This window comes from Sphingomonas abaci, assembly GCF_014199625.1.
Lineage (GTDB): Bacteria > Pseudomonadota > Alphaproteobacteria > Sphingomonadales > Sphingomonadaceae > Sphingomonas > Sphingomonas abaci.
The window spans coordinates 51,561-69,197 of record NZ_JACHNY010000011.1; the positions used below are offsets into that span (position 1 = coordinate 51,561).

The window sequence follows — 17,637 nt, forward strand, 5'->3', positions numbered from 1 at the left end:
GATAGCGATAGACCCCGAACAGAGCGACGCCGACCGGCGTGATGTCCCCGCCTACCCAGCGCATGAACCTTCGACAAGGTCGCGGCCCTAGCCCCCGTCGGTGGCGGGGCGGTGGCGGGGCGGTGGCGAGCGGGCTGGCGGGCGGGACGGCGAGCGACTATGGCGGGGAAGCCGCATCGTCGGCGAGGCCAGCCGCCATGGCCGGCCCGCGTCGCCCGATCTGCCAACGAAACGCGTCGATACAGAATTTTATGGAGAGTAGCATGGCCAGTGCGCCCGCCCCCCTGTCGGCCGCCGACCCGATCGTCATCCTGTCCTATGCCCGGACGCCGATGGGCTCGTTCCAGGGCAGCCTGTCCGGCGCCAGCGCGACCCAGCTCGGCGCGGCAGCCGTACGCGGCGCGGTCGAGCGGGCCGGCGTCGCGGCATCGGCGGTGGAGCGCATCTATATGGGTTGTGTGCTGCCCGCGGGCCTTGGCCAGGCTCCGGCGCGCCAGGCGGCAATCGGCGCGGGGCTCGGCACGCATGTCGAGGCGACCACGGTCAACAAGATGTGCGGATCGGGAATGCAGGCCGCGATCATGGGAGCGGAAGCGCTGGCGGCCGGATCGGTCGACCTGCTGGTCGCGGGCGGCATGGAGAGCATGACCAACGCCCCCTATCTGATGACCAAGCATCGCGGCGGCGCGCGCATCGGCCACGACCGCATCCTCGACCATATGATGCTCGACGGGCTGGAGGATGCCTATGACCCCGGCCGCGCCATGGGCAATTTCGCCGAGGAGATCGCCCGCGAATACCAGTTCACCCGGCAGGCCATGGACGATTACGCCATCGCCTCGCTGACCCGCGCGCAACAGGCCCAGGCGAGCGGCGCGTTCGACCGCGAGATCGTGCCCGTCGAGGTCGCCGGCCGCAAGGGCAGCACGACCGTCGCGCTGGACGAACAGCCCGCGCGCGGCGACGTCGCCAAGATCCCGACGCTGAAGGCCGCCTTCGCCCAGGACGGCGCAATCACCGCCGCCAACTCCTCCTCCATTTCGGACGGCGCGGCGGCCCTGGTGATGACGCGACAGTCGGTCGCCGACCGGTTAGGCCTGTCGCCGGTCGCTCGCGTCGTTGCGATGGGCGCCCATGCCCATGCGCCGGCGCGGTTCAGCACCGCCCCGGTCGACGCGATCCGCAAGACGCTGGACAAGGCCGGCTGGTCGACCGGGTCGGTCGACCTGTTCGAGGTCAACGAGGCCTTCGCCGTCGTCGCGATGATCGCGATGCGCGACTTGGGCCTGTCGCACGACCGGTTGAACATCCATGGCGGAGCCTGTGCGCTGGGCCATCCGATCGGCGCGTCTGGCGCAAGGGTGCTGGCCACCCTGTTGTCGGCCCTTGAGACGACCGGCGGTCGGCGCGGCATGGCCAGTCTGTGCATCGGCGGCGGCGAAGCCACGGCGGTGGCCGTGGAACGTCTTTGACCCTGAAAATATCCCCGCCTTTTGCCCCGCATTAACCATTCGCCGCATAGAAGGAGCATATGGGCCGAGCGCCGCTTGACGATCCGCCCGACGCGGGCGAACGGCGGCGCGGCTAACGAGGGTGTATATGGTGTTCAACGTGTTGCTGATGGCCTATGCCGTCATTGTCAGCTTCGTCCTGTCGACCGCCAGCCGCCGCCGTCGCGAGGCGCGGCCGCTGGGGCGCGCGGTGCAGACCGCCGGGCAGCTCGCCTATGGCACCTCCGTCACCTTCGCCCTGCTCTGCGTCGGCTGGGCGTGCATGATCTATCTGGGCGCAACGCCCGCGCCCGTCCTGTCCTGATCACAGCGTACGGACGCCGCGTCCGGCCTTACGGCAGGATTTCGGTGGCCTCTACGCCCCACAGGCTTCCCACCTCGACATAGCCGGCGCGCCCCTTCACGTCGAAGCGGCACCAGCCATGGCCGCAGTCGCCGATCCGCCCGACCACGCCGGGCGCGGCCCGCCAGGCGATCGCCGCGCGCTCGGCCGGTTGCAGCCGCATCGGCACCGGGTCCGACCCGGTGACGACGGCCGTTCGGGTCAGCCGCAGCAGATTGCCCTGCATCCAGCCCTCGGCGCCATCCTGGTCGCGGACCCGCCGCCATTCCTTGAACACGCCCACGACCTGGATCGGCAGGCCGGCGCGCTGGTAGAGCCAGTTCGCCGGATAGGTCCGCGCCGGGCCGGTCCGCATCCGTGCCTGGCCCGGCCCGATCGACGCCCAATAGGGCACCCGTCGCTTCTCCGGCGCGGCGGCTGCCGGATCGCTGGCGACGAGCGCGGAAGGCAGGACGGCGAGCAGCGCGGCGATCGCGAAACGCATGACAGAAGTTCCTCAAGGCGAGGCCCCTCCTTTCACGGGGCGCGTTCCGGATCAACCGTCTCGACCGCGCGACGCGCGCCATGCGGACGTTGACGCCGCCCGCCGCCTCCGCCAATCCCATGCCATGGCCGATCCGCACCCCGACACGCGACGATGCCTCCGCCCCCGGGTGATCGTCACCCGCGAACTGCCGGACCAGGTCGAGGCGCGCATGAAGGCACTGTTCGACACGGTGCCGAGCGACGACGACAGCAAATGGTCGGCCGAACGGCTCCGTGACGCGGTCGCCGCGTGCGACGTGCTGGTGCCCACCGTAACCGATGCGATCGACGCCGCCCTGATCGCCGCCGCCGGGCCACGCCTGAAACTGATCGCCAATTTCGGCGCGGGGGTGAACCATATCGATCTCGCCGCCGCCCGTGCGCGCGGCATCCTGGTCACCAACACCCCCGGCGTGCTGACCGAGGATACCGCCGACCTGACCATGGCGCTGATCGTCTCCGTCCCGCGCCGGCTCGCGGAGGGCGAGAAGCTGGTCCGCTCGGGCGAATGGGCCGGGTGGAGTCCGAGCGGGATGCTCGGCCACCGGATCGGCGGCAAGGCGCTGGGAATCATCGGCATGGGCCGTATCGGCCAGGCGGTCGCGGCGCGCGCCCGCGCGTTCGGCCTGGCCATCCATTATCACAACCGCCATCGTCTGCCCGCCGTGCTGGAGGCGCAGCTCGGCGCGACCTGGCACGCCGATCTGGATGCGCTGCTCGCGACGGCAGACATCGTGACCGTCCATACGCCGCTCAACGCCGACAGCCATATGCTGCTCGACCGGCGGCGGATCGAGCTGATGCGCCCCCACGTCTTCCTGATCAACGCGAGCCGGGGCGGCATCGTCGACGAGGAGGCGTTGGTCGACTCGCTGGAGCAGGGCCGGCTCGCCGGCGCGGGCCTGGACGTCTGGGAGCATGAACCGCGCATCGACCCACGCCTGCTCGCCCTCCCCAACGTGGTGATGACGCCGCATATGGGCTCGGCGACCTATGAGGGCCGGGTGGCGAGCGGCGAGAAGGTGATCCAGAACATTCGCGCCTGGGCCGATGGCCACCGCCCGCCCGACCAAGTGCTGGAGGGTTGGCGGTAGTTTCGCAGGCGGAACGCCGGGAACGATGCCGTTTGATCGGGATTAACGCGGGCACCCCCGGAAGAAAAGGAGTGCCTCATGAAGAACTTGTTTGTCGGTAGCGCCCTGTTGGCCGCGGCCCTGTCGATGTCGGCCTGTTCGACGCTGCGCGGAGCCGCGATCGGCGGCGCCGGCGGCGCGGGCGTCGCAGCGGCGACGGGCGGCAGCGTCGAGAAGGGCGCCGCGGTTGGCGGCACGGCGGGTGCGGTGGTCGGCACGGTCGCGGACTGAGACTCGCCGGATCACGGAACGGGTTCCCCGGCGACGGCCGGGGAACGGCTAAGTCCAACGCCGATCCTACAACCCGCCCAGCCAGTCGGCGATCATCCGCCGGCCTGCCGCCACGGCCGGCGGGCCCAATCGCCGGTGATCCTCCACCAGCCGGTCGGCGGTCTGCCCGGCGCTGGCGACATAGTCCCGCCCTTCTTCTAGCCAAATGTCGAAACGTGGGTCCTCGCCCATTTCGGCATGGAACTGCAGGGCAAGCACGCGTGGGCCGACGGCGAAGGCCTGGTTGCAATAGCCCTCGGTCGAGGCGAGCCGCACGGCGCCTTCGGGCAGGGTGAAGGTGTCGCCATGCCAGTGCAGCACCTCGGTCCCCGCCAGCGCGGCGAGCGGCGACGCCGCCCCGGCCGGTGTGAGGTGCAAGGGCGCAAAGCCGACTTCCCGCGCCGGCCCCGGATAGACCCGCGCGCCCAGCGCCGCCGCGATCATCTGGCTGCCCAGGCAGATGCCCAACGTCGGCAGCCCGGCCGCCATCCGTCGTCCGATCGCCGCCACTTCCGGCACGATCCAGGGATGACTGCCGGTCTCGTAGACGCCCATCGGGCCGCCCATCACGATCAGCAGGTCGGCCGAATCGAGTACGCCCCCGGCAAAATCGGCGCTGTCCGCCGCCTGCCATTCCAGCGCATAGCCCGCCGCCTCGATCGGCGCGCGATACCCCGCCGCGCCTTCATATTCGACATGGCGGAGGATCAATGCGCGCTTGGCCACGATGCGGTCAGTCCCCCGTCAGGATGCGATCCACCAACTGCTTCACGCTCGGCACGAACCCGTTCGAGTAGAAGGGGTCCTTCTTGAAATTATAGGCGGCATGACCGGCGAACATCAGGTTCTGCTCGGTATCCCCGCCATGCGCGATGTCCTGCAGCGTCTTCTGGATGCAGAAGCTGCGCGGGTCGGCAAGCCGGCCGGTCGAGTTGGTTTCGGTATCCGCCCAGCTGGAGAACAGGCATTGCGACAGGCAACCCATGCAGTCGGCCTGGTCCTTGCGGATCTCCTTGGCCTCGTCGGGCGTGACGAAGACCAGCGTATTGTCGGGCGTCTTCAGCGCCATGGTGAATCCATGGCCGAACCATTCGCGCGCCCGCAGCAGGTCGCCCTGCGTCACCCAGAAATTCTTGCCCTTCACGCCCACATCGAGCTGGAACACATGGTCGCCCGCCTCCTGCATCGAGAAGGCGATCTGCCGCTCCGACCGCGCCTCCAGCGCGCGCAGGAAGGGATTGCGGACAGCCGAGGAATAGAAGCCGGTCGGCGAGAAGCGATGCAGCAGCACGTCGCCCTCCTCGATCGTCATCAGCCGGCGCTTCCAGTCGTCGGGAATCGGGCTTTCCTGGGTCAGCAGCGGCCGCGTGCCGTATTGGAAGGCGATCGCGCCCAGTTCGGGATTGTCGATCCAGTCGTTCCAGTCGCGCAGGTACCATACGCCGCCCGCCATCACGATCGGCGTGCTGTCCGGGATGCCGCCCTCGCGCATCGTGTCGCGCAGCGCCTTGACGCGGGGGTACGGGTCCTCCGGCTTCAACGGGTCCTCGGCATTGGACAGGCCGTTATGACCGCCCGCCAGCCAGGGATCCTCATACACCACCGCCGCCAGCCAGTTCGCCGCCTTGGAATAGGCGCGCTTCCACAGCGCGCGGAAGGCGCGGCCGGACGAGACGATCGGCAGGTACGACACTTCGTAGGAGGCGGCGATCTCCGACAGCTTGTACGGCATGCCAGCCCCACAGGTGACGCCCGCGACCATGCCGCGCGTCCGCTCCAGCACGCCGTGCAGCACGCGCTGCGCGCCGCCCATCTCCCACAGCACGTTGATGTTGATCGCGCCCTTGCCGCCGGCGATGTCGAAGGCGCGGCGCACCTGCTCGACCGCGCCGTCGATCGCGTACTGGATCAGTTCCTCGTGCCGGTCGCGCCGGGTCAGCGCGCGGTAGATCTGCGGCACGATCTTGCCGTCGGGATCATAGCTGTCGGCGTTGACGGCGGACACGGTGCCGATGCCGCCCGCCGCCGCCCAGGCCCCGGCCGAGGCATGGTTGGTTGCGGCGACGCCCTTGCCCCCCTCCACCAGCGGCCAGACTTCGCGGCCGTTATAGTTGATGGGAGAGAGGCCTTTGAACACGGGACACATACCTTCCGGGAAATCGTGCCCATCCCTATACCGATTTGTTCCGGCGGCGCGAGGGCAAAGCTGCGCCGTCGCTTAACCTGGTGCTAGGCTCGGCTCTATCCCAGCGCGCCCGGGCGGCCCAGCACGGCTTCGTACAGCGCCTTGTAGCGATGGATCATCACCGCCTCGTCATACTCGGCCAACGCCTTGCGCCGGTTCGCGGCTCCCACCGTCCGGCGCAGGTCCTCGTCCTTCATCAGCGCCTGGATCACGTCGCGCAGGCGCACCTCGGTCGGGAATTCGGCGATGAACGGATGATTCTCCACCGCGACCATTCGTCGCACATCGCCCAGCGGCAGGCTGGCGACCGGCAGGCCGGCCGCCATCGCCTCGACCACCGCGATCGGGAACTGCTCCGCTTCCGACGACACCGCCAGCAGGTCGAAGGCACCGAGCACGTCGTAGCTACGCTCCAACGCGCCGGGCAGGACCAGACGGTCGTCGATGCCCATCGCCAGCGCGGCGCGCTCGATCGCGGCCCGCTCCGGCCCCTCGCCCACGATCACCAGCCGGAACTTGCCCGACAGGCCGCCACAGGCGCGGACCAGCGCCGGGAAGTTCTTGACCGGCGTCAGGCCGCCCATCGCGCCGATCACCACCTCGCCGGGCTTGCGGTCCAGGCCGGGGATCGCCCCCTTTTTCGCCGGCTGGCCATAGGCGCGGGTGGCGATGCCGGTGACGATGCGGTGGACGCGGGCGGGCGGCTGCTTCCAGGCGCGCAGCGCGATCTCCTCCAGTGTCTCCGAAGGCACCGCCAGCGCATGCGCCGCCGATAGCGCCGCGCGGCGATAGAGGTTGCGCTCGATTTTCAGGGTCTTGGCCTCGTCGCCGGTGAACCCGTCCTCGTGATGGACGAGCGGCGGCATGTCCTTGCCGAACACGCGGCGCGCCATCACCCCGTCGATCGCGCCCCAGTCATAGGTCAGCACCAGATCGAACCGGCGCATGAACCTGGCGATCGCCTCGTAGCGGCCGACCGAGGGGCGTCCGGCGAGCGGCGGCGGATTCTGCGCGATCTCGTAGCGGACGCCGCTCGCGATCCGGGCGCGGGCGCCGAGCGCGTCCGGATCGGCGGAGACGATCACGTGCCGGGCGTGGTCGCCCCAGGCCTGCATCAGCCGGGCCGCGCGGGCCTCCTTGCCGCCGAGATCGAAGGAGGAGTGGAGATGGAGGATCGACACGGAAGGGCTCATTCCTCACGCCTAGCCGATGCGGCCCGCGAGTTGAACCAGGCGAGGTGCGCTTACCACCTTAACACCGCCTGATGTCACAGCATGAATGTTCACAACATCTTCACAACTTCCTTACGTCCAGGACGGACCAAACCGCGCGACAAAGCCAAGGCTTGCAAATTGCGACAAAATGTTGCTTTTGTTGCCCTGCACCATGACAAGGATTGTCCTTGTCACGGGAAAACAAAGGGATTCACCATGAAGGTCAAGTCGATCGTCGCGGCAGCCGCCGTTGCCGCACTGAGCGCCACCCCGGTTCTTGCCGCTCCCACGAACAGCGCGTCGAGCCTGTCGGTCGCAAAGTCGGTCCGTGCCGCCGCGCCGGCGAAGAAGGGCAGCAAGCTCGCCGCGCCGGGTGCGATCATTGGCCTGATCGGTGCGGCCGCGATCATCGCGGGCGGCGTCATCATTGCGGTCGACGACGACAACTCGGACAGCAACTGAGGATGTTACGTCCCCCGGTCAGGCGAAGGTCGACCGGGGGACATGCGTGATGCGGCAGGCCAGGTCGGCTTCGCCGCTCGCCACGACGAAAAATTCCTCCTGCTCCGCGATGCCGGTCGTGAACACGACATTGTCGAGATAGAGCAGCTCCTTCAACGGCTCGGTCAAGGCCGGGGCCGGCTCCAGCAGCGGCGCATGGTCGGTCGCCACGGTGATCGAGGGATCCTCACGGTCCAAGATCGACCAATAGGTCCGGTAGACGCCGACCACGCCCGACGGCTCGACCCCATGCCATACGGTCAGCCAGCCGCGCTCCGTCAGGATCGGCGGCGTGCCCCCGCCCATGCGCGCGGTCGCGACCGTGGCGGCATGGGGGCGGATGCCTGGCTTGTCATAGGGTTTCCAGTGCAGCGCGTCGGGCGAACTGGCCAGGTTGATCGACGGGCCGGGCCGCCATTCGCTGTCGGGCGGATAGGCGAAGTACAGATCGCCCAGCGGTCGCGTCTGCGCCCAGAACTTGCCGCCCACCTTCCCTTCGAAGATCAGCATGTCCTTGTTCTGATGGTCGAGGACGATGCCCTCCAGCGCCCAGTCGCGCGCGTCGTCGCTGGTATAAAGCGTGGTGGCATGACGCTCGGGACTGACCGAGCAGGTGGTCATGTAATAGCGCCCGTCGACGCGGCTGATCCGCGCGTCCTCCAGGCCATAGCATTGATAGTCCGTGGTCGGCGCGATCGCGCGGTCGTAATGGACGGCCACCACCGCCGTCCCGTCGGGCGAGAGTTCGACCGGCAGCAGCCAGGACAGGCTGGTCAGCGCCATCACCTTCCACCCGCCGCCGCGCATCATGAACTTGCGCGGATCGGCGGTGTCGACCAGGGCCAGCGGCCAGCCGTCCAGGCGATAGCCCTCGGCCGTCCAGCGGATCGCATGGACATGACCGTCGCGGATCGGCTGGCGCAACGCCTCCGCCACCCGCACCATCATCAGGAGGTTGCCGTTCGCCAGCCGGGTCAGCCCCGGATTGAACGCCCCCAGCACATAGGTCTCGGCATCGATCCGCCCCGCCAGCGGCGAGCGGGCAAGATCGACGTCCTGGGGAGTGAAGATGATCTGATCATAGGCCATGGCGTGGAGACGCGTTGCGGCGGACCGGGTTCCGCCTACGCCCCGTCGACCCGCGCCAGCAGCCGCTCGATGCCCACCAGCGCCTCGGGCTCGGTCAGCAGCGGCGCATGTCCAACCCCCGGCACCGTCACCAGCGCGCCACCGGGCAGCGCCTCCAGCATCCGGGCCGCGGTCGCGGCCCCCAGCAGATCGGATCGCTCGCCACGCACCAGCAGCACCGGCACGTCGCGCAGGCCGCCGAGCGCCTGCCACATGTCCGGTCCGCTCTCCGCGCCCGGCACCCGGAACGGCTCGGCGATCTTCAGGTCGTAATCGAGCACGATCCGCCCCGCCGAGGTGACGCGGTACAGCCGCTTGGCCATGGCCAGCCATTCGGCCAGACCCCAGTGCGGGTAGATGTCGGCTTGCGCCTCCGCCAACGTGCGCGCGGCGTGCAGCCAGGTGGGGCAGCTCGATCCCCGGCCCACATAACCGCGGATGCGCGCCACCCCTGTCGCCTCCAGGTCGGGGCCGATATCGTTGAGCACCGCGCCCGCGATCCGCTCGCGGGCCGCGCCGGTCAGCAGCATCGTCACGATCCCGCCCAGCGACGTGCCGACCGCGACGAACCGCGCGATCCCCTGGTCCGCCAGCAACGCCAGCACGTCCTGCACATAGGTGAGCGGCACATAGCTCATCGCGTCGCGCGCATAGCCGCTTTCGCCCCGCCCGCGAAAATCGACCGCGATCACCCGCCTGCGCCCGGCCATGGCCTCCGCCAGCGCGGCGAAGTCGCGGGCGTTGCGCGTCAGGCCGGGCAGGCAGATCAGCGGCAGGCGGCCCGCGTCCCCGGAATAATCGCGCGCATGCAGGCGGATACCATCATTCGACCACCAGAAGATGTTTGCATATGCCGCCATGTTGCACCCCCGCCGTGGAGCCCCCCATATCGCGTCATGCCCCGGAGCCTGCAACCATATCGCCCGCGCACCGCCCTGCTCGATCTCGGCCCCGATTTCTGGGACCCGGTCACGGCGGCGGATTTTCCGCAGACACGGCTGCGCTACCGCAACGACCGCGCCGCCGCGACGATCGGCCTTGCCGATGTAAGCGAGGCGGACTGGCTGCAACATTTCGGGCGGTTCGCGCCGCTGCCCGACACGCTGCCCCGGCCGCTGGCGCTGCGCTATCACGGCCATCAGTTCCGCAGCTACAATCCCGATATCGGCGATGGGCGCGGGTTCACCTTCGCGCAGATGCTCGACGATCGCGACCGGCTGATGGACCTGGGCACCAAGGGGTCGGGGCAGACACCCTATAGCCGGTTCGGCGACGGCCGGCTGACGCTGAAGGGCGGCGTGCGCGAAATCCTGGCGACCGAGATGCTGGAGGCCTTGAACGTGCCCACCTCGCGCACCCTGTCGCTGATCGAGACGGGCGAGGCGCTGGACAGGGGCGACGAGCCCTCGCCCACCCGCTCAGGCGTGCTGGTGCGGCTCAGCCACGGCCATATCCGCATCGGCAGCTTCCAGCGGCTTGCCTGGTTGCAGGACGAGGCGGCGATGCGCCGGCTGGTCGATTACGTCCTGGTTCAACTCCATGGCCAGGAACCGGGCGACCCGGTCAGGATGCTGGCCAATGTCGTCGAGCGGACGGCAGTGCTGGCGGCGCGCTACATGGCGGCGGGCTTCGTGCACGGCGTGCTCAACACCGACAATATCAACGTGACCGGAGAAAGTTTCGACTATGGCCCGTGGCGCTTCGCGCCGGTTTGGAATCCGGGTTTCACCGCCGCCTATTTCGATCACCAGGGCCTCTACGCCTTTGGTCGCCAGCCCGAGGCGATCGGTTGGGACGTGGCGCAGCTCGCCGCGACGCTGCGGCTGGTCGCCGAGAGCGACCCGCTGATCGCCGCGCTGGAGGGGTTCGCCGGCCATTTCCATCCGGCGCTGGTCGAAGCGATGCTGTGGCGGCTGGGCGTCCGGCCGCGTGGGGCGGATGAGGACCGGTCACTGGTCCGCGCGCTGGAGAGGACCTTGCGATCCACCCAGGCGCCGATCGACCGGCTGTTCTTCGACGCGTTCGGCGGCCGGTTGCCCGAAGGCTATGACGCCGCCTGGGACGAGGTGCGCAGCCGGCTCGCGCCCTATGCCCCGCGCAAGGACCGCGCCCATGGCTATTGGTCGGGCGCGCCTTGCGCAATGCTGATCGACGAGGTGGAGGCGATCTGGGCTCCGATCGCCGCGGACGACGACTGGTCCCGGCTGGAGGCGAAGGTCGCCGCGATCCGTGCCATGGGCGATGCACTGGCCTAGGATCGATCGCCCTCGACGTGCTGCCTCCCCGTTGCCGGGGTGGTGGGAGAGCGAATGTCTGACGGAGGAGTGTCGACGGTGACGCAGGTCGTCTGATCCGGCGACGGTCACGCTTCTTCACCCGACCATGCGGCGCCCCCCGACTCGCAGAGGCTCGGTTCCGCTTCGCACATCGGTACCGCCTGGTCGCACGCCGTCCCGAAACGGCACAAGGTCGCCCCCCTTTGCACCGGCTGGACCTTCCTGCGACGCGGTCTCATAGAGTGCGCATGGGAGAGCTTGTCAGCCATGAACCTGCCACGGGCGCCGAACTGGCCCGCCTGCCGATCGGCGATGCCGATGCGGAGGTCGGTGCCGCGCGGGCGTCCTGGGCCGGCTGGGCCGCCCAGGCGCTGGCCTACCGGGTCGAAACGCTGCGCCGATTCGCCAATGTCGTCCGCCAGCGGCACGAGCCGTTCGCCGACCTGATCGCGCGCGAAACCGGTAAGCCCCTGTGGGAGGCGCGGACCGAGGTCGACTCGGTGATCGCCAAGGTCGACATCTCGGTCGCCGCCTATGCGGAGCGCACCTCGCAGCGCCGCATGGAGGGGCAGATGGGCAGCCGAATGGCCATCCGGCACAAGCCGCATGGCGTGCTGGCGGTGCTCGGCCCCTATAACTTCCCCGCGCACCTGCCCAATGGCCATATCGTCCCCGCCTTGCTTGCCGGCAACGCGGTGGTGTTCAAGCCATCGGAGAAGACGCCGGCGACCGGCCGCTTCCTGGTCGAATGCCTCCATGCCGCCGGCGTGCCGGAGGGATGCGTGCGACTGCTGGTCGGCGGGCCGGGCGAGGGTCGGGCGCTGTCCGCGCATCCCGGCATCGACGGGCTGCTCTTCACCGGATCGGCGCGCACCGGCCTGGCGCTCAACCGCCAGTTCGCCGAGCATCCCGAGAAGATCCTGGCGCTGGAGATGGGAGGCAACAACCCGATCGTCGTGTGGGACACGCCCGACCTGCACAGCGCCGCCGTGCTGGTGATCCAATCCGCCTTCACCAGCGCCGGCCAGCGCTGCACCGCCGCGCGTCGGCTGATCGTCGAGGACCGGCTGGCCGACGCGTTCCTCGCCACGCTCGACGCGATGGTCGGCCGGCTGATCGTCGGCGCGCCGCATGACGACCCCGCCCCGTTCATGGGTCCGGTGATCGACAATGACGCGGCCGACCATCTGTCGGAAAGCTTTTTGGGGCTGGTGATGCGCGGCGGCCGCGCGATCCGCCACCTGGCGCGGCCCGACCCCGACCGCCCCTTCCTGGTCCCCGGCCTGATCGACGTCACCGCCATGGCCGACCGGCCAGATGGCGAGTTGTTCGGCCCGATCCTGCAAGTCGTGCGCACCGACGATTTCGACGCCGCGCTCGCCGAGGCCAACGCCACCCGCTACGGCCTGTCCGCCAGCCTGATCAGCCAGACGCCGGCACTGTACGACCGGTTCTGGGCGACGATCCGGGCGGGAATCGTCAACTGGAACAAGCCGACCAACGGCGCCGCCTCCAACGCGCCGTTCGGTGGTATCGGCTGGTCGGGCAACCACCGACCCTCCGCTTACTACGCCGCGGATTACTGCGCCTATCCGGTGGTCAGCAGCGAGGCCGACTCCGCCCGCGCCGCGATCGGCGTGGGCCTGCGGGACGGCTGACCCCCCTCGTCGACCTCCAGCCCGTTGCCTGGGAGGCAGGGGGACAGGCCGTTACCGCCGCCCGCGCCAGATCTTGACCGAGGCGTCGGGCGACAATCCGCCCTGATGCGCCGGGCACCGCTGGTAGCGGAAGCCCTTGTCCAGGCACAGCCATACCTCGTCCAGCCAACCCTGCCGGTCGGCGGTCACCCGCATCATGTCGGGGGCGAGCCCCGGATTGGCGCGGGCCATCGCCTGCGCGAACTGCCCGGCGGTCAGGGGTGCGCGCGACAGCGCCTCCATGTCCGGATAGCGCAGCTTCCGGTACAAGGCCGCGGAACGATTGAAATAGCTCTTGGGCGTCTCGCCCGCCATGCAGGTGCCGTGCTTGGCCCATTCGTGCTGCATCAACTGCGCGGACGGCGTGGTGCAGAGATGGGCGCGGATCACCGGGCGCGGCAGGAGGGCGGTCGAGCGGCAATATTGCGGCCAGTCCTTGCCGATGCCGTCCGGCCACAGCCCGTGCAGCGTGAAGCCGAAGCGGTTGCCGCTGCCGCATTGCAGCCGCGCGCCCGCCTCGTTGCCATTCTCGCGGCAGTATCGGGGGGCCCAGGTGATCGCCAGCGTATAGCCCCCGATCGGCAGCACGCGGCGCGGCTGGCTATCGCTCGGCAGGTCGGGATGCGGACGCGGCACCGCACCGGGGATCGCACAGCTATAGGCCTGCGCCTGAACCGCCGCCGGGGCGAGCGCCAACGCGGCGGCCGCCATCCATGTCAATCGCACGATCACGAGTCCGTCTCCGTCACCACGGCATCCTCTTCCCAATTCTGATGCGGCCGCGCGAAGAACGCCCGCGCGGTCGGCCGGAACAACAGCACCGCGCCGATCACCGTCAACACCACCTGCACGACATTGACCACGCCCAGCGGCCCCAATGCCACCTGCCCGGTGCCGATCTGGTAGAGGAGCGAGATCGCCCCCAGCCCGGTCAGCACGATCAGCAGCCCCCGTGCGACGCGGCTGCCGCGTCGGGTGGTGAACAGGATCAGCAGCAGGAACGCGCCGACCGTGAAGGCCGTCACCCCGCCCGCCAGTCCGGCGCCATAGGCCTGGACGAGCTGCGGCCACACCATCAGCGAGCTGACGAGCAGCAGCGCGGTGCCGCCGAGATAGAATTGCTCGGCCGTGATGACGGACTTCGGGCGCACACGTTTCCCCTTGAACAGATGCCCGGCTTCTATCGCCGATCGCGCCGGCGGAGAACCGTTCGTTTCGCTGGCACAACGCTTGGGGGTTGGGGATGATCCGCGGGGCGACACCCGGCTCCCGTTCATCTCCCGTTCCCCGGCAAGGCCGGGGAGCGGACGGGATGTGGACCTCAGGCCGAAGCGAAATCCAGCCCGATATCAGCGGCCGGCGCCGACTGGGTCAGCCGCCCCACGCTGACATAGGTAACGCCGCTCGCCGCGATCGCCCGGATCGTGTCGAGCCGGACGCCGCCCGACGCCTCGGTCGGCACGCGCCCGCCGACCAGCGCGACCGCCTCCGCCAGCATGGCCGGCCCCATATTGTCGAGCAGCAGATGCGTCGCGCCGGCGGTCAGCGCCGGTTCGATCTGGTCGAGCCGGTCGACCTCGACGATGATCCGCGCGATCCCCGCCGCCACCGCGCGCGCCACCGCCGGCGCGACGCCGCCCGCGACCGCGACATGATTGTCCTTGATCATCGCCGCGTCCCACAGGCCCAGCCGATGATTCCGCGCGCCGCCCATCCGTGTGGCGTATTTCTCCAGCCGGCGCAGGCCCGGGATGGTCTTGCGCGTGTCGAGCAGGGTCGCGCCGGTCCCTGCGATCGCATCGACATAGGACGCGGTCAGCGTCGCGATGCCCGACAGATGCTGCACCGTGTTCAGCGCCGACCGCTCGGCGGTCAGCATCGAGCGCGCCGCGCCGGACAGGCGCAGCAGCTCGGTGCCCGCCGCGACCCGCGCGCCGTCCTCGACCAGCCGCTCGATCGCCACCGCCGGGTCGAGCGCGCGGAAGAACGCCTCGGCGATCTCCAGCCCGGCGACGGTGATCGCCTCGCGACTGTCCATCACGCCGGTGAAGCGCGCCTCGGCCGGGATCACCGCCTGACTGGTGATGTCGCCGATCTCACCCACATCCTCCGCCAGCGTCGCCGCGACGAAGCCCTGGATGTCGAACCCCTCCGGCAGCATCAGTCGCCCGTCACCGCGGCGGCGGGCTTGGCGGGGCCGAGGTCGCCCTGCCCGACCGTGGAACTCGCCATCGCCAGCATCGCATCCAGGCTCTTCTTGGCGCGCAGCCGCAGATCCTCGTCGATCTCGATGCGCGGGGTCAGGTCGCGCAGCGCCAGATAGAGCTTCTCCATCGTGTTGAGCGCCATGTACGGGCAGATATTGCAGTTGCAGTTGCCGTCCGCCCCCGGCGCGCCGATGAAGCGCTTGGCGGGCATCGCCTTTTCCATCTGGTGGATGATGTGCGGCTCGGTCGCGACGATCAGCGTGTCGCCGGGCATCGCCTGCGCATATTCCAGGATGCCGCGCGTCGAGCCGACATAATCGGCATGGTCCAGGATCACTGCCGGGCATTCGGGGTGGGCGGCGATCGGCGCGCCGGGATGCTGCGCCTTGAGCTTGAGCAGTTCTGTTTCCGAGAACGCCTCATGGACGATGCACACGCCCGGCCACAGCAGCAGGTCGCGGCCGGTCTTGCGCGCCAGATAGCCGCCCAGATTGCGATCGGGGCCGAAGATGATCTTCTGCTCCGGCGGGATCTTGGCCAGGATCGCCTCGGCCGAGGACGAGGTGACGATGACATCGGACAGGCCCTTCACCTCGGCCGAGCAATTGATGTACGTCAGCGCGATATGGTCGGGGTGCGCGGCGCGGAAGGCGGCGAACTGTTCCGGCGGACAGCTATCCTCCAGCGAGCAGCCGGCGGCCATGTCGGGCAGCACCACGATCTTGTCGGGCGACAGGATCTTCGCCGTCTCCGCCATGAAGCGGACGCCGCAAAAGGCGATCACGTCGGCGTCGGTCGCCTGCGCCTTGCGGCTGAGGTCCAGGCTGTCGCCGACGAAATCGGCGATGTCCTGCAAGGCGGGCTCCTGGTAATAATGGGCCAGGATCACGGCGTTGCGCTCCTTGCGCAGCCGGTCGATCTCGGCGCGCAGGTCCACGCCCGTCAGGCTGCCGCCCATCCCAATCCTAGCATCCATGCCATTCGGTCCCGTTATGATCCGCCCGCCATGACGGCCCGACGCGCCGGGATCAAGCGGGATCGGCTTATCGGCGGTTGGCCAGCACCTCGTCGAGCGAGCGCGACACGTCCCAGCGCTCGTCATTCGCCACCGGCTCGTCGGCGAAGCGGACCACCACCTTGGCGTCCACCCCGACCGCGCGCAACGGCATGGTGAAGCTGCGCTCGACCGCGCGGCGCGAGGCATCGCGCGCGAGCGTGATCGCGGTCGGCTCGCGCGCCTGGCGCAGCAACTCGGCCTGGCCGGCGCGGCGGTTGGCGGCGTCGAGCTGCGCCTCCGCATTGGTGAAGGTGGAGAGGACGCCGCCCGAGCCGTATTCGCGGATCGCATTCAGATCGACCTGCGGCCCGTCCACCTCGACCGGCGGCAGCCGCACCGACAGCGTGTGCGTCTCCGGGTTCCAGGCGACATCGCGCTGAGTCAGCTTAGCGAGGTCAACCTCGTAGCGGACGGTGCCCGGCATGATCAGCGTCTTCTGCGTCTGGAAGCCAAGCTGCGACTGGGTGGAGGTGACCACCGCGACATAGCGGGCGGCAAAGGCGGACAGGCGGTTCTGCTCGCGCAGGCCCTGCAGGCTGGCGGAGGCGACCGTGACCGGATCGGGGGTCAGCCGCTCGCTGACATAGCGCTGCACGCCCCACAGGGCGATCAGCACCGCCAGCACTAGCAGGATCAGCACGCCCGCCGTCTTGGCCAGAAACGGCCCGATGCTGCTACCGGTGCGGACCGCCGCCGGGATGGCGGTTTGCTCCGCCTCTACGCCGCCATCCGCCATAGCGCTCCTTCCTCGGCCACCAGGCCCCGCTTCCTCAGATCGTGGAGATGCGCCAGCACCGATCGCTCCGCCGCCGGCACCAGGCGGGGGTCCAGCCCGGCATACATGCGCGCCACCATGTCCGGCACCGCCGACACGCCCTCGCCCAGCCGGCGCAATATCTGCCCCTCGCGCTGGCGGCGATGGCCCAGCATCCCGCGCACCAGCCGCGCCGGGTTGTCCACCGCCTCGCCATGTCCCGGATAGAAGATGCGGTCGTCGCGCCCCATCAGCTTCTCCAGGCTGGCCATGTAATCGCCCATGTCGCCATCGGGCGGCGAGACGACGCTGGTCGCCCAGCCCATCACATGATCGCCGGAGAACAGCGCCCTGGTCTCGGGCAGCGCGAAGCAGAGATGGTTGGAGGTATGGCCTGGCGTCGCCAGCGCGGTGAGCGTCCAGCCCCGCCCCGCCACCGACCCGCCCTCTCCCAGCACCCGGTCGGGGGCATAGTCGCGGTCGAAGGCGGCATCGGACCGGCCGCCCTCGTAATCGGAGGCAAAGGGCGCGGCACCCACGATCGGCGCGCCGGTCGCGCGGGCCAGCGGCCGGGTCGCGGGACTATGGTCGCGGTGGTGGTGCGTGACGAGGATCGCGCGCACCGGCCGGCCGTCGATCGCCCGGAGCAGCGCGGCGAGATGGTCGGGATCATCCGGCCCCGGATCGATCACCGCCAGGTCGGCGTCGCCGACCAGATAGGATTGCGTGCCCGTATGGGTATAGGCGGAAGCATTGGGCGCGAGCAGTCGCGTGACCAGCGGCTCCAGCGCCATCGGGATCCCGGTCGGTAGCTCAGCCATCCCTCGCGAAATGGC

General features: G+C 69.5%; 19 protein-coding genes. 7 read left to right on the forward strand and 12 right to left on the reverse strand.

The features are described 5' to 3' along the window. Positions 1-263 precede the first annotated feature (263 nt). Together GGQ96_RS18235 and GGQ96_RS18240 are read left to right on the forward strand one after the other, a co-directional pair. A complete protein-coding gene (locus tag GGQ96_RS18235) occupies positions 264-1,472 on the forward strand; it encodes an acetyl-CoA C-acyltransferase (RefSeq protein ID WP_184116805.1) in 1,209 nt (402 codons plus the stop codon). A gap of 127 nt (positions 1,473-1,599) precedes the next feature. Further along, positions 1,600-1,815, forward strand: a complete 216-nt coding sequence (locus GGQ96_RS18240; protein ID WP_184116806.1) for a hypothetical protein — start codon at positions 1,600-1,602, stop codon at positions 1,813-1,815. Positions 1,816-1,843: 28 nt separating this feature from the next. On the opposite strand, the gene GGQ96_RS18245 is transcribed toward GGQ96_RS18240, so the two are convergent. Continuing rightward, positions 1,844-2,338, reverse strand: a complete 495-nt coding sequence (locus GGQ96_RS18245) for an SH3 domain-containing protein (protein WP_184116807.1) — start codon at positions 2,336-2,338, stop codon at positions 1,844-1,846. Between the two features lie 124 nt (positions 2,339-2,462). Between GGQ96_RS18245 and GGQ96_RS18250 the strand changes: the two genes are divergently transcribed. Both GGQ96_RS18250 and GGQ96_RS18255 read left to right on the forward strand, forming a co-directional pair. Beyond that, a complete protein-coding gene (locus GGQ96_RS18250; RefSeq protein WP_184116808.1) occupies positions 2,463-3,473 on the forward strand; it encodes a 2-hydroxyacid dehydrogenase in 1,011 nt (336 codons plus the stop codon). Positions 3,474-3,551: 78 nt separating this feature from the next. Then, a complete protein-coding gene (locus tag GGQ96_RS18255; protein ID WP_184116809.1) occupies positions 3,552-3,743 on the forward strand; it encodes a hypothetical protein in 192 nt (63 codons plus the stop codon). Between the two features lie 66 nt (positions 3,744-3,809). On the opposite strand, the gene GGQ96_RS18260 is transcribed toward GGQ96_RS18255, so the two are convergent. The 3 genes from GGQ96_RS18260 to GGQ96_RS18270 all read right to left on the reverse strand — a co-directional run bounded on the left by GGQ96_RS18260 (position 3,810) and on the right by GGQ96_RS18270 (position 7,160). Further along, a complete protein-coding gene (locus GGQ96_RS18260; protein WP_343059120.1) occupies positions 3,810-4,508 on the reverse strand; it encodes a glutamine amidotransferase in 699 nt (232 codons plus the stop codon). A 7-nt stretch (positions 4,509-4,515) separates the two neighbouring features. Continuing rightward, complete coding sequence (locus GGQ96_RS18265) at positions 4,516-5,919, reverse strand: nitronate monooxygenase (RefSeq protein ID WP_184116810.1); 1,404 nt, start codon at positions 5,917-5,919, stop codon at positions 4,516-4,518. Positions 5,920-6,023: 104 nt separating this feature from the next. Next, entirely contained in the window at positions 6,024-7,160 is a 1,137-nt protein-coding gene (locus GGQ96_RS18270) for a glycosyltransferase family 4 protein (RefSeq protein ID WP_184116811.1), read from the reverse strand. Between the two features lie 237 nt (positions 7,161-7,397). On the opposite strand from GGQ96_RS18270, the gene GGQ96_RS18275 reads away from it, so the two are divergent. Next, the gene (locus GGQ96_RS18275) at positions 7,398-7,643 is read left to right on the forward strand and encodes a hypothetical protein (protein ID WP_184116812.1); all 246 of its coding nucleotides are present in this window, start codon (positions 7,398-7,400) and stop codon (positions 7,641-7,643) included. Positions 7,644-7,661: 18 nt separating this feature from the next. Here the strand turns inward: GGQ96_RS18275 and GGQ96_RS18280 are convergent, their stop codons facing one another. Further along, entirely contained in the window at positions 7,662-8,771 is a 1,110-nt protein-coding gene (locus GGQ96_RS18280) for a glycoside hydrolase family 130 protein (protein WP_184116813.1), read from the reverse strand. A 35-nt stretch (positions 8,772-8,806) separates the two neighbouring features. Then, positions 8,807-9,670 (reverse strand): alpha/beta fold hydrolase, encoded by an 864-nt coding sequence (locus GGQ96_RS18285; RefSeq protein WP_184116814.1) that lies wholly within the window; start codon positions 9,668-9,670, stop codon positions 8,807-8,809. Positions 9,671-9,706: 36 nt separating this feature from the next. Here GGQ96_RS18285 and GGQ96_RS18290 point away from each other — a divergent pair, with 36 nt between their 5' ends. Beyond that, positions 9,707-11,065 (forward strand): protein adenylyltransferase SelO family protein, encoded by a 1,359-nt coding sequence (locus tag GGQ96_RS18290; protein ID WP_184116815.1) that lies wholly within the window; start codon positions 9,707-9,709, stop codon positions 11,063-11,065. Positions 11,066-11,334: 269 nt separating this feature from the next. After that, complete coding sequence (astD, locus tag GGQ96_RS18295; protein ID WP_184116816.1) at positions 11,335-12,744, forward strand: succinylglutamate-semialdehyde dehydrogenase; 1,410 nt, start codon at positions 11,335-11,337, stop codon at positions 12,742-12,744. Between the two features lie 51 nt (positions 12,745-12,795). On the opposite strand, the gene GGQ96_RS18300 is transcribed toward astD, so the two are convergent. The 6 genes from GGQ96_RS18300 to GGQ96_RS18325 all read right to left on the reverse strand — a co-directional run bounded on the left by GGQ96_RS18300 (position 12,796) and on the right by GGQ96_RS18325 (position 17,622). Beyond that, positions 12,796-13,515 (reverse strand): ribonuclease T2 family protein, encoded by a 720-nt coding sequence (locus tag GGQ96_RS18300; protein ID WP_343059121.1) that lies wholly within the window; start codon positions 13,513-13,515, stop codon positions 12,796-12,798. Further along, the gene (locus tag GGQ96_RS18305; protein ID WP_184116817.1) at positions 13,512-13,934 is read right to left on the reverse strand and encodes a hypothetical protein; all 423 of its coding nucleotides are present in this window, start codon (positions 13,932-13,934) and stop codon (positions 13,512-13,514) included. Before GGQ96_RS18305 ends, GGQ96_RS18300 begins: the two co-directional genes overlap by 4 nt. A 170-nt stretch (positions 13,935-14,104) precedes the next feature. Next, positions 14,105-14,944: a carboxylating nicotinate-nucleotide diphosphorylase gene (nadC, locus tag GGQ96_RS18310; RefSeq protein ID WP_184116818.1), complete on the reverse strand. Its 840-nt coding sequence runs from the start codon at positions 14,942-14,944 to the stop codon at positions 14,105-14,107. After that, a complete protein-coding gene (nadA, locus tag GGQ96_RS18315; RefSeq protein ID WP_184116819.1) occupies positions 14,944-15,966 on the reverse strand; it encodes a quinolinate synthase NadA in 1,023 nt (340 codons plus the stop codon). The genes nadC and nadA overlap by 1 nt, the downstream gene beginning before the upstream one ends. A gap of 67 nt (positions 15,967-16,033) precedes the next feature. Continuing rightward, on the reverse strand, positions 16,034-16,783 hold the full coding sequence (locus GGQ96_RS18320) for a DUF4230 domain-containing protein (protein WP_184116820.1): 750 nt from the start codon (positions 16,781-16,783) through the stop codon (positions 16,034-16,036). Further along, complete coding sequence (locus GGQ96_RS18325; protein ID WP_184116821.1) at positions 16,765-17,622, reverse strand: MBL fold metallo-hydrolase; 858 nt, start codon at positions 17,620-17,622, stop codon at positions 16,765-16,767. Before GGQ96_RS18325 ends, GGQ96_RS18320 begins: the two co-directional genes overlap by 19 nt. Positions 17,623-17,637 lie beyond the last annotated feature (15 nt).

What these genes read in the sequence shown, in the direction of transcription:
- GGQ96_RS18235 (WP_184116805.1), top strand. Translation starts at nt 264, where the DNA reads ATGGCCAGTGCGCCCGCCCCCCTGTCGGCCGCCGACCCGATCGTCATC.
- GGQ96_RS18240 (WP_184116806.1), top strand. Translation starts at nt 1,600, where the DNA reads ATGGTGTTCAACGTGTTGCTGATGGCCTATGCCGTCATTGTCAGCTTC.
- GGQ96_RS18245 (WP_184116807.1), bottom strand. Translation starts at nt 2,338, where the DNA reads ATGCGTTTCGCGATCGCCGCGCTGCTCGCCGTCCTGCCTTCCGCGCTC.
- GGQ96_RS18250 (WP_184116808.1), top strand. Translation starts at nt 2,463, where the DNA reads ATGGCCGATCCGCACCCCGACACGCGACGATGCCTCCGCCCCCGGGTG.
- GGQ96_RS18255 (WP_184116809.1), top strand. Translation starts at nt 3,552, where the DNA reads ATGAAGAACTTGTTTGTCGGTAGCGCCCTGTTGGCCGCGGCCCTGTCG.
- GGQ96_RS18270 (WP_184116811.1), bottom strand. Translation starts at nt 7,160, where the DNA reads ATGAGCCCTTCCGTGTCGATCCTCCATCTCCACTCCTCCTTCGATCTC.
- GGQ96_RS18275 (WP_184116812.1), top strand. Translation starts at nt 7,398, where the DNA reads ATGAAGGTCAAGTCGATCGTCGCGGCAGCCGCCGTTGCCGCACTGAGC.
- GGQ96_RS18280 (WP_184116813.1), bottom strand. Translation starts at nt 8,771, where the DNA reads ATGGCCTATGATCAGATCATCTTCACTCCCCAGGACGTCGATCTTGCC.
- GGQ96_RS18285 (WP_184116814.1), bottom strand. Translation starts at nt 9,670, where the DNA reads ATGGCGGCATATGCAAACATCTTCTGGTGGTCGAATGATGGTATCCGC.
- GGQ96_RS18290 (WP_184116815.1), top strand. Translation starts at nt 9,707, where the DNA reads ATGCCCCGGAGCCTGCAACCATATCGCCCGCGCACCGCCCTGCTCGAT.
- astD (WP_184116816.1), top strand. Translation starts at nt 11,335, where the DNA reads ATGGGAGAGCTTGTCAGCCATGAACCTGCCACGGGCGCCGAACTGGCC.
- nadC (WP_184116818.1), bottom strand. Translation starts at nt 14,944, where the DNA reads ATGCTGCCGGAGGGGTTCGACATCCAGGGCTTCGTCGCGGCGACGCTG.
- nadA (WP_184116819.1), bottom strand. Translation starts at nt 15,966, where the DNA reads ATGGATGCTAGGATTGGGATGGGCGGCAGCCTGACGGGCGTGGACCTG.
- GGQ96_RS18320 (WP_184116820.1), bottom strand. Translation starts at nt 16,783, where the DNA reads ATGGCGGATGGCGGCGTAGAGGCGGAGCAAACCGCCATCCCGGCGGCG.
- GGQ96_RS18325 (WP_184116821.1), bottom strand. Translation starts at nt 17,622, where the DNA reads ATGGCTGAGCTACCGACCGGGATCCCGATGGCGCTGGAGCCGCTGGTC.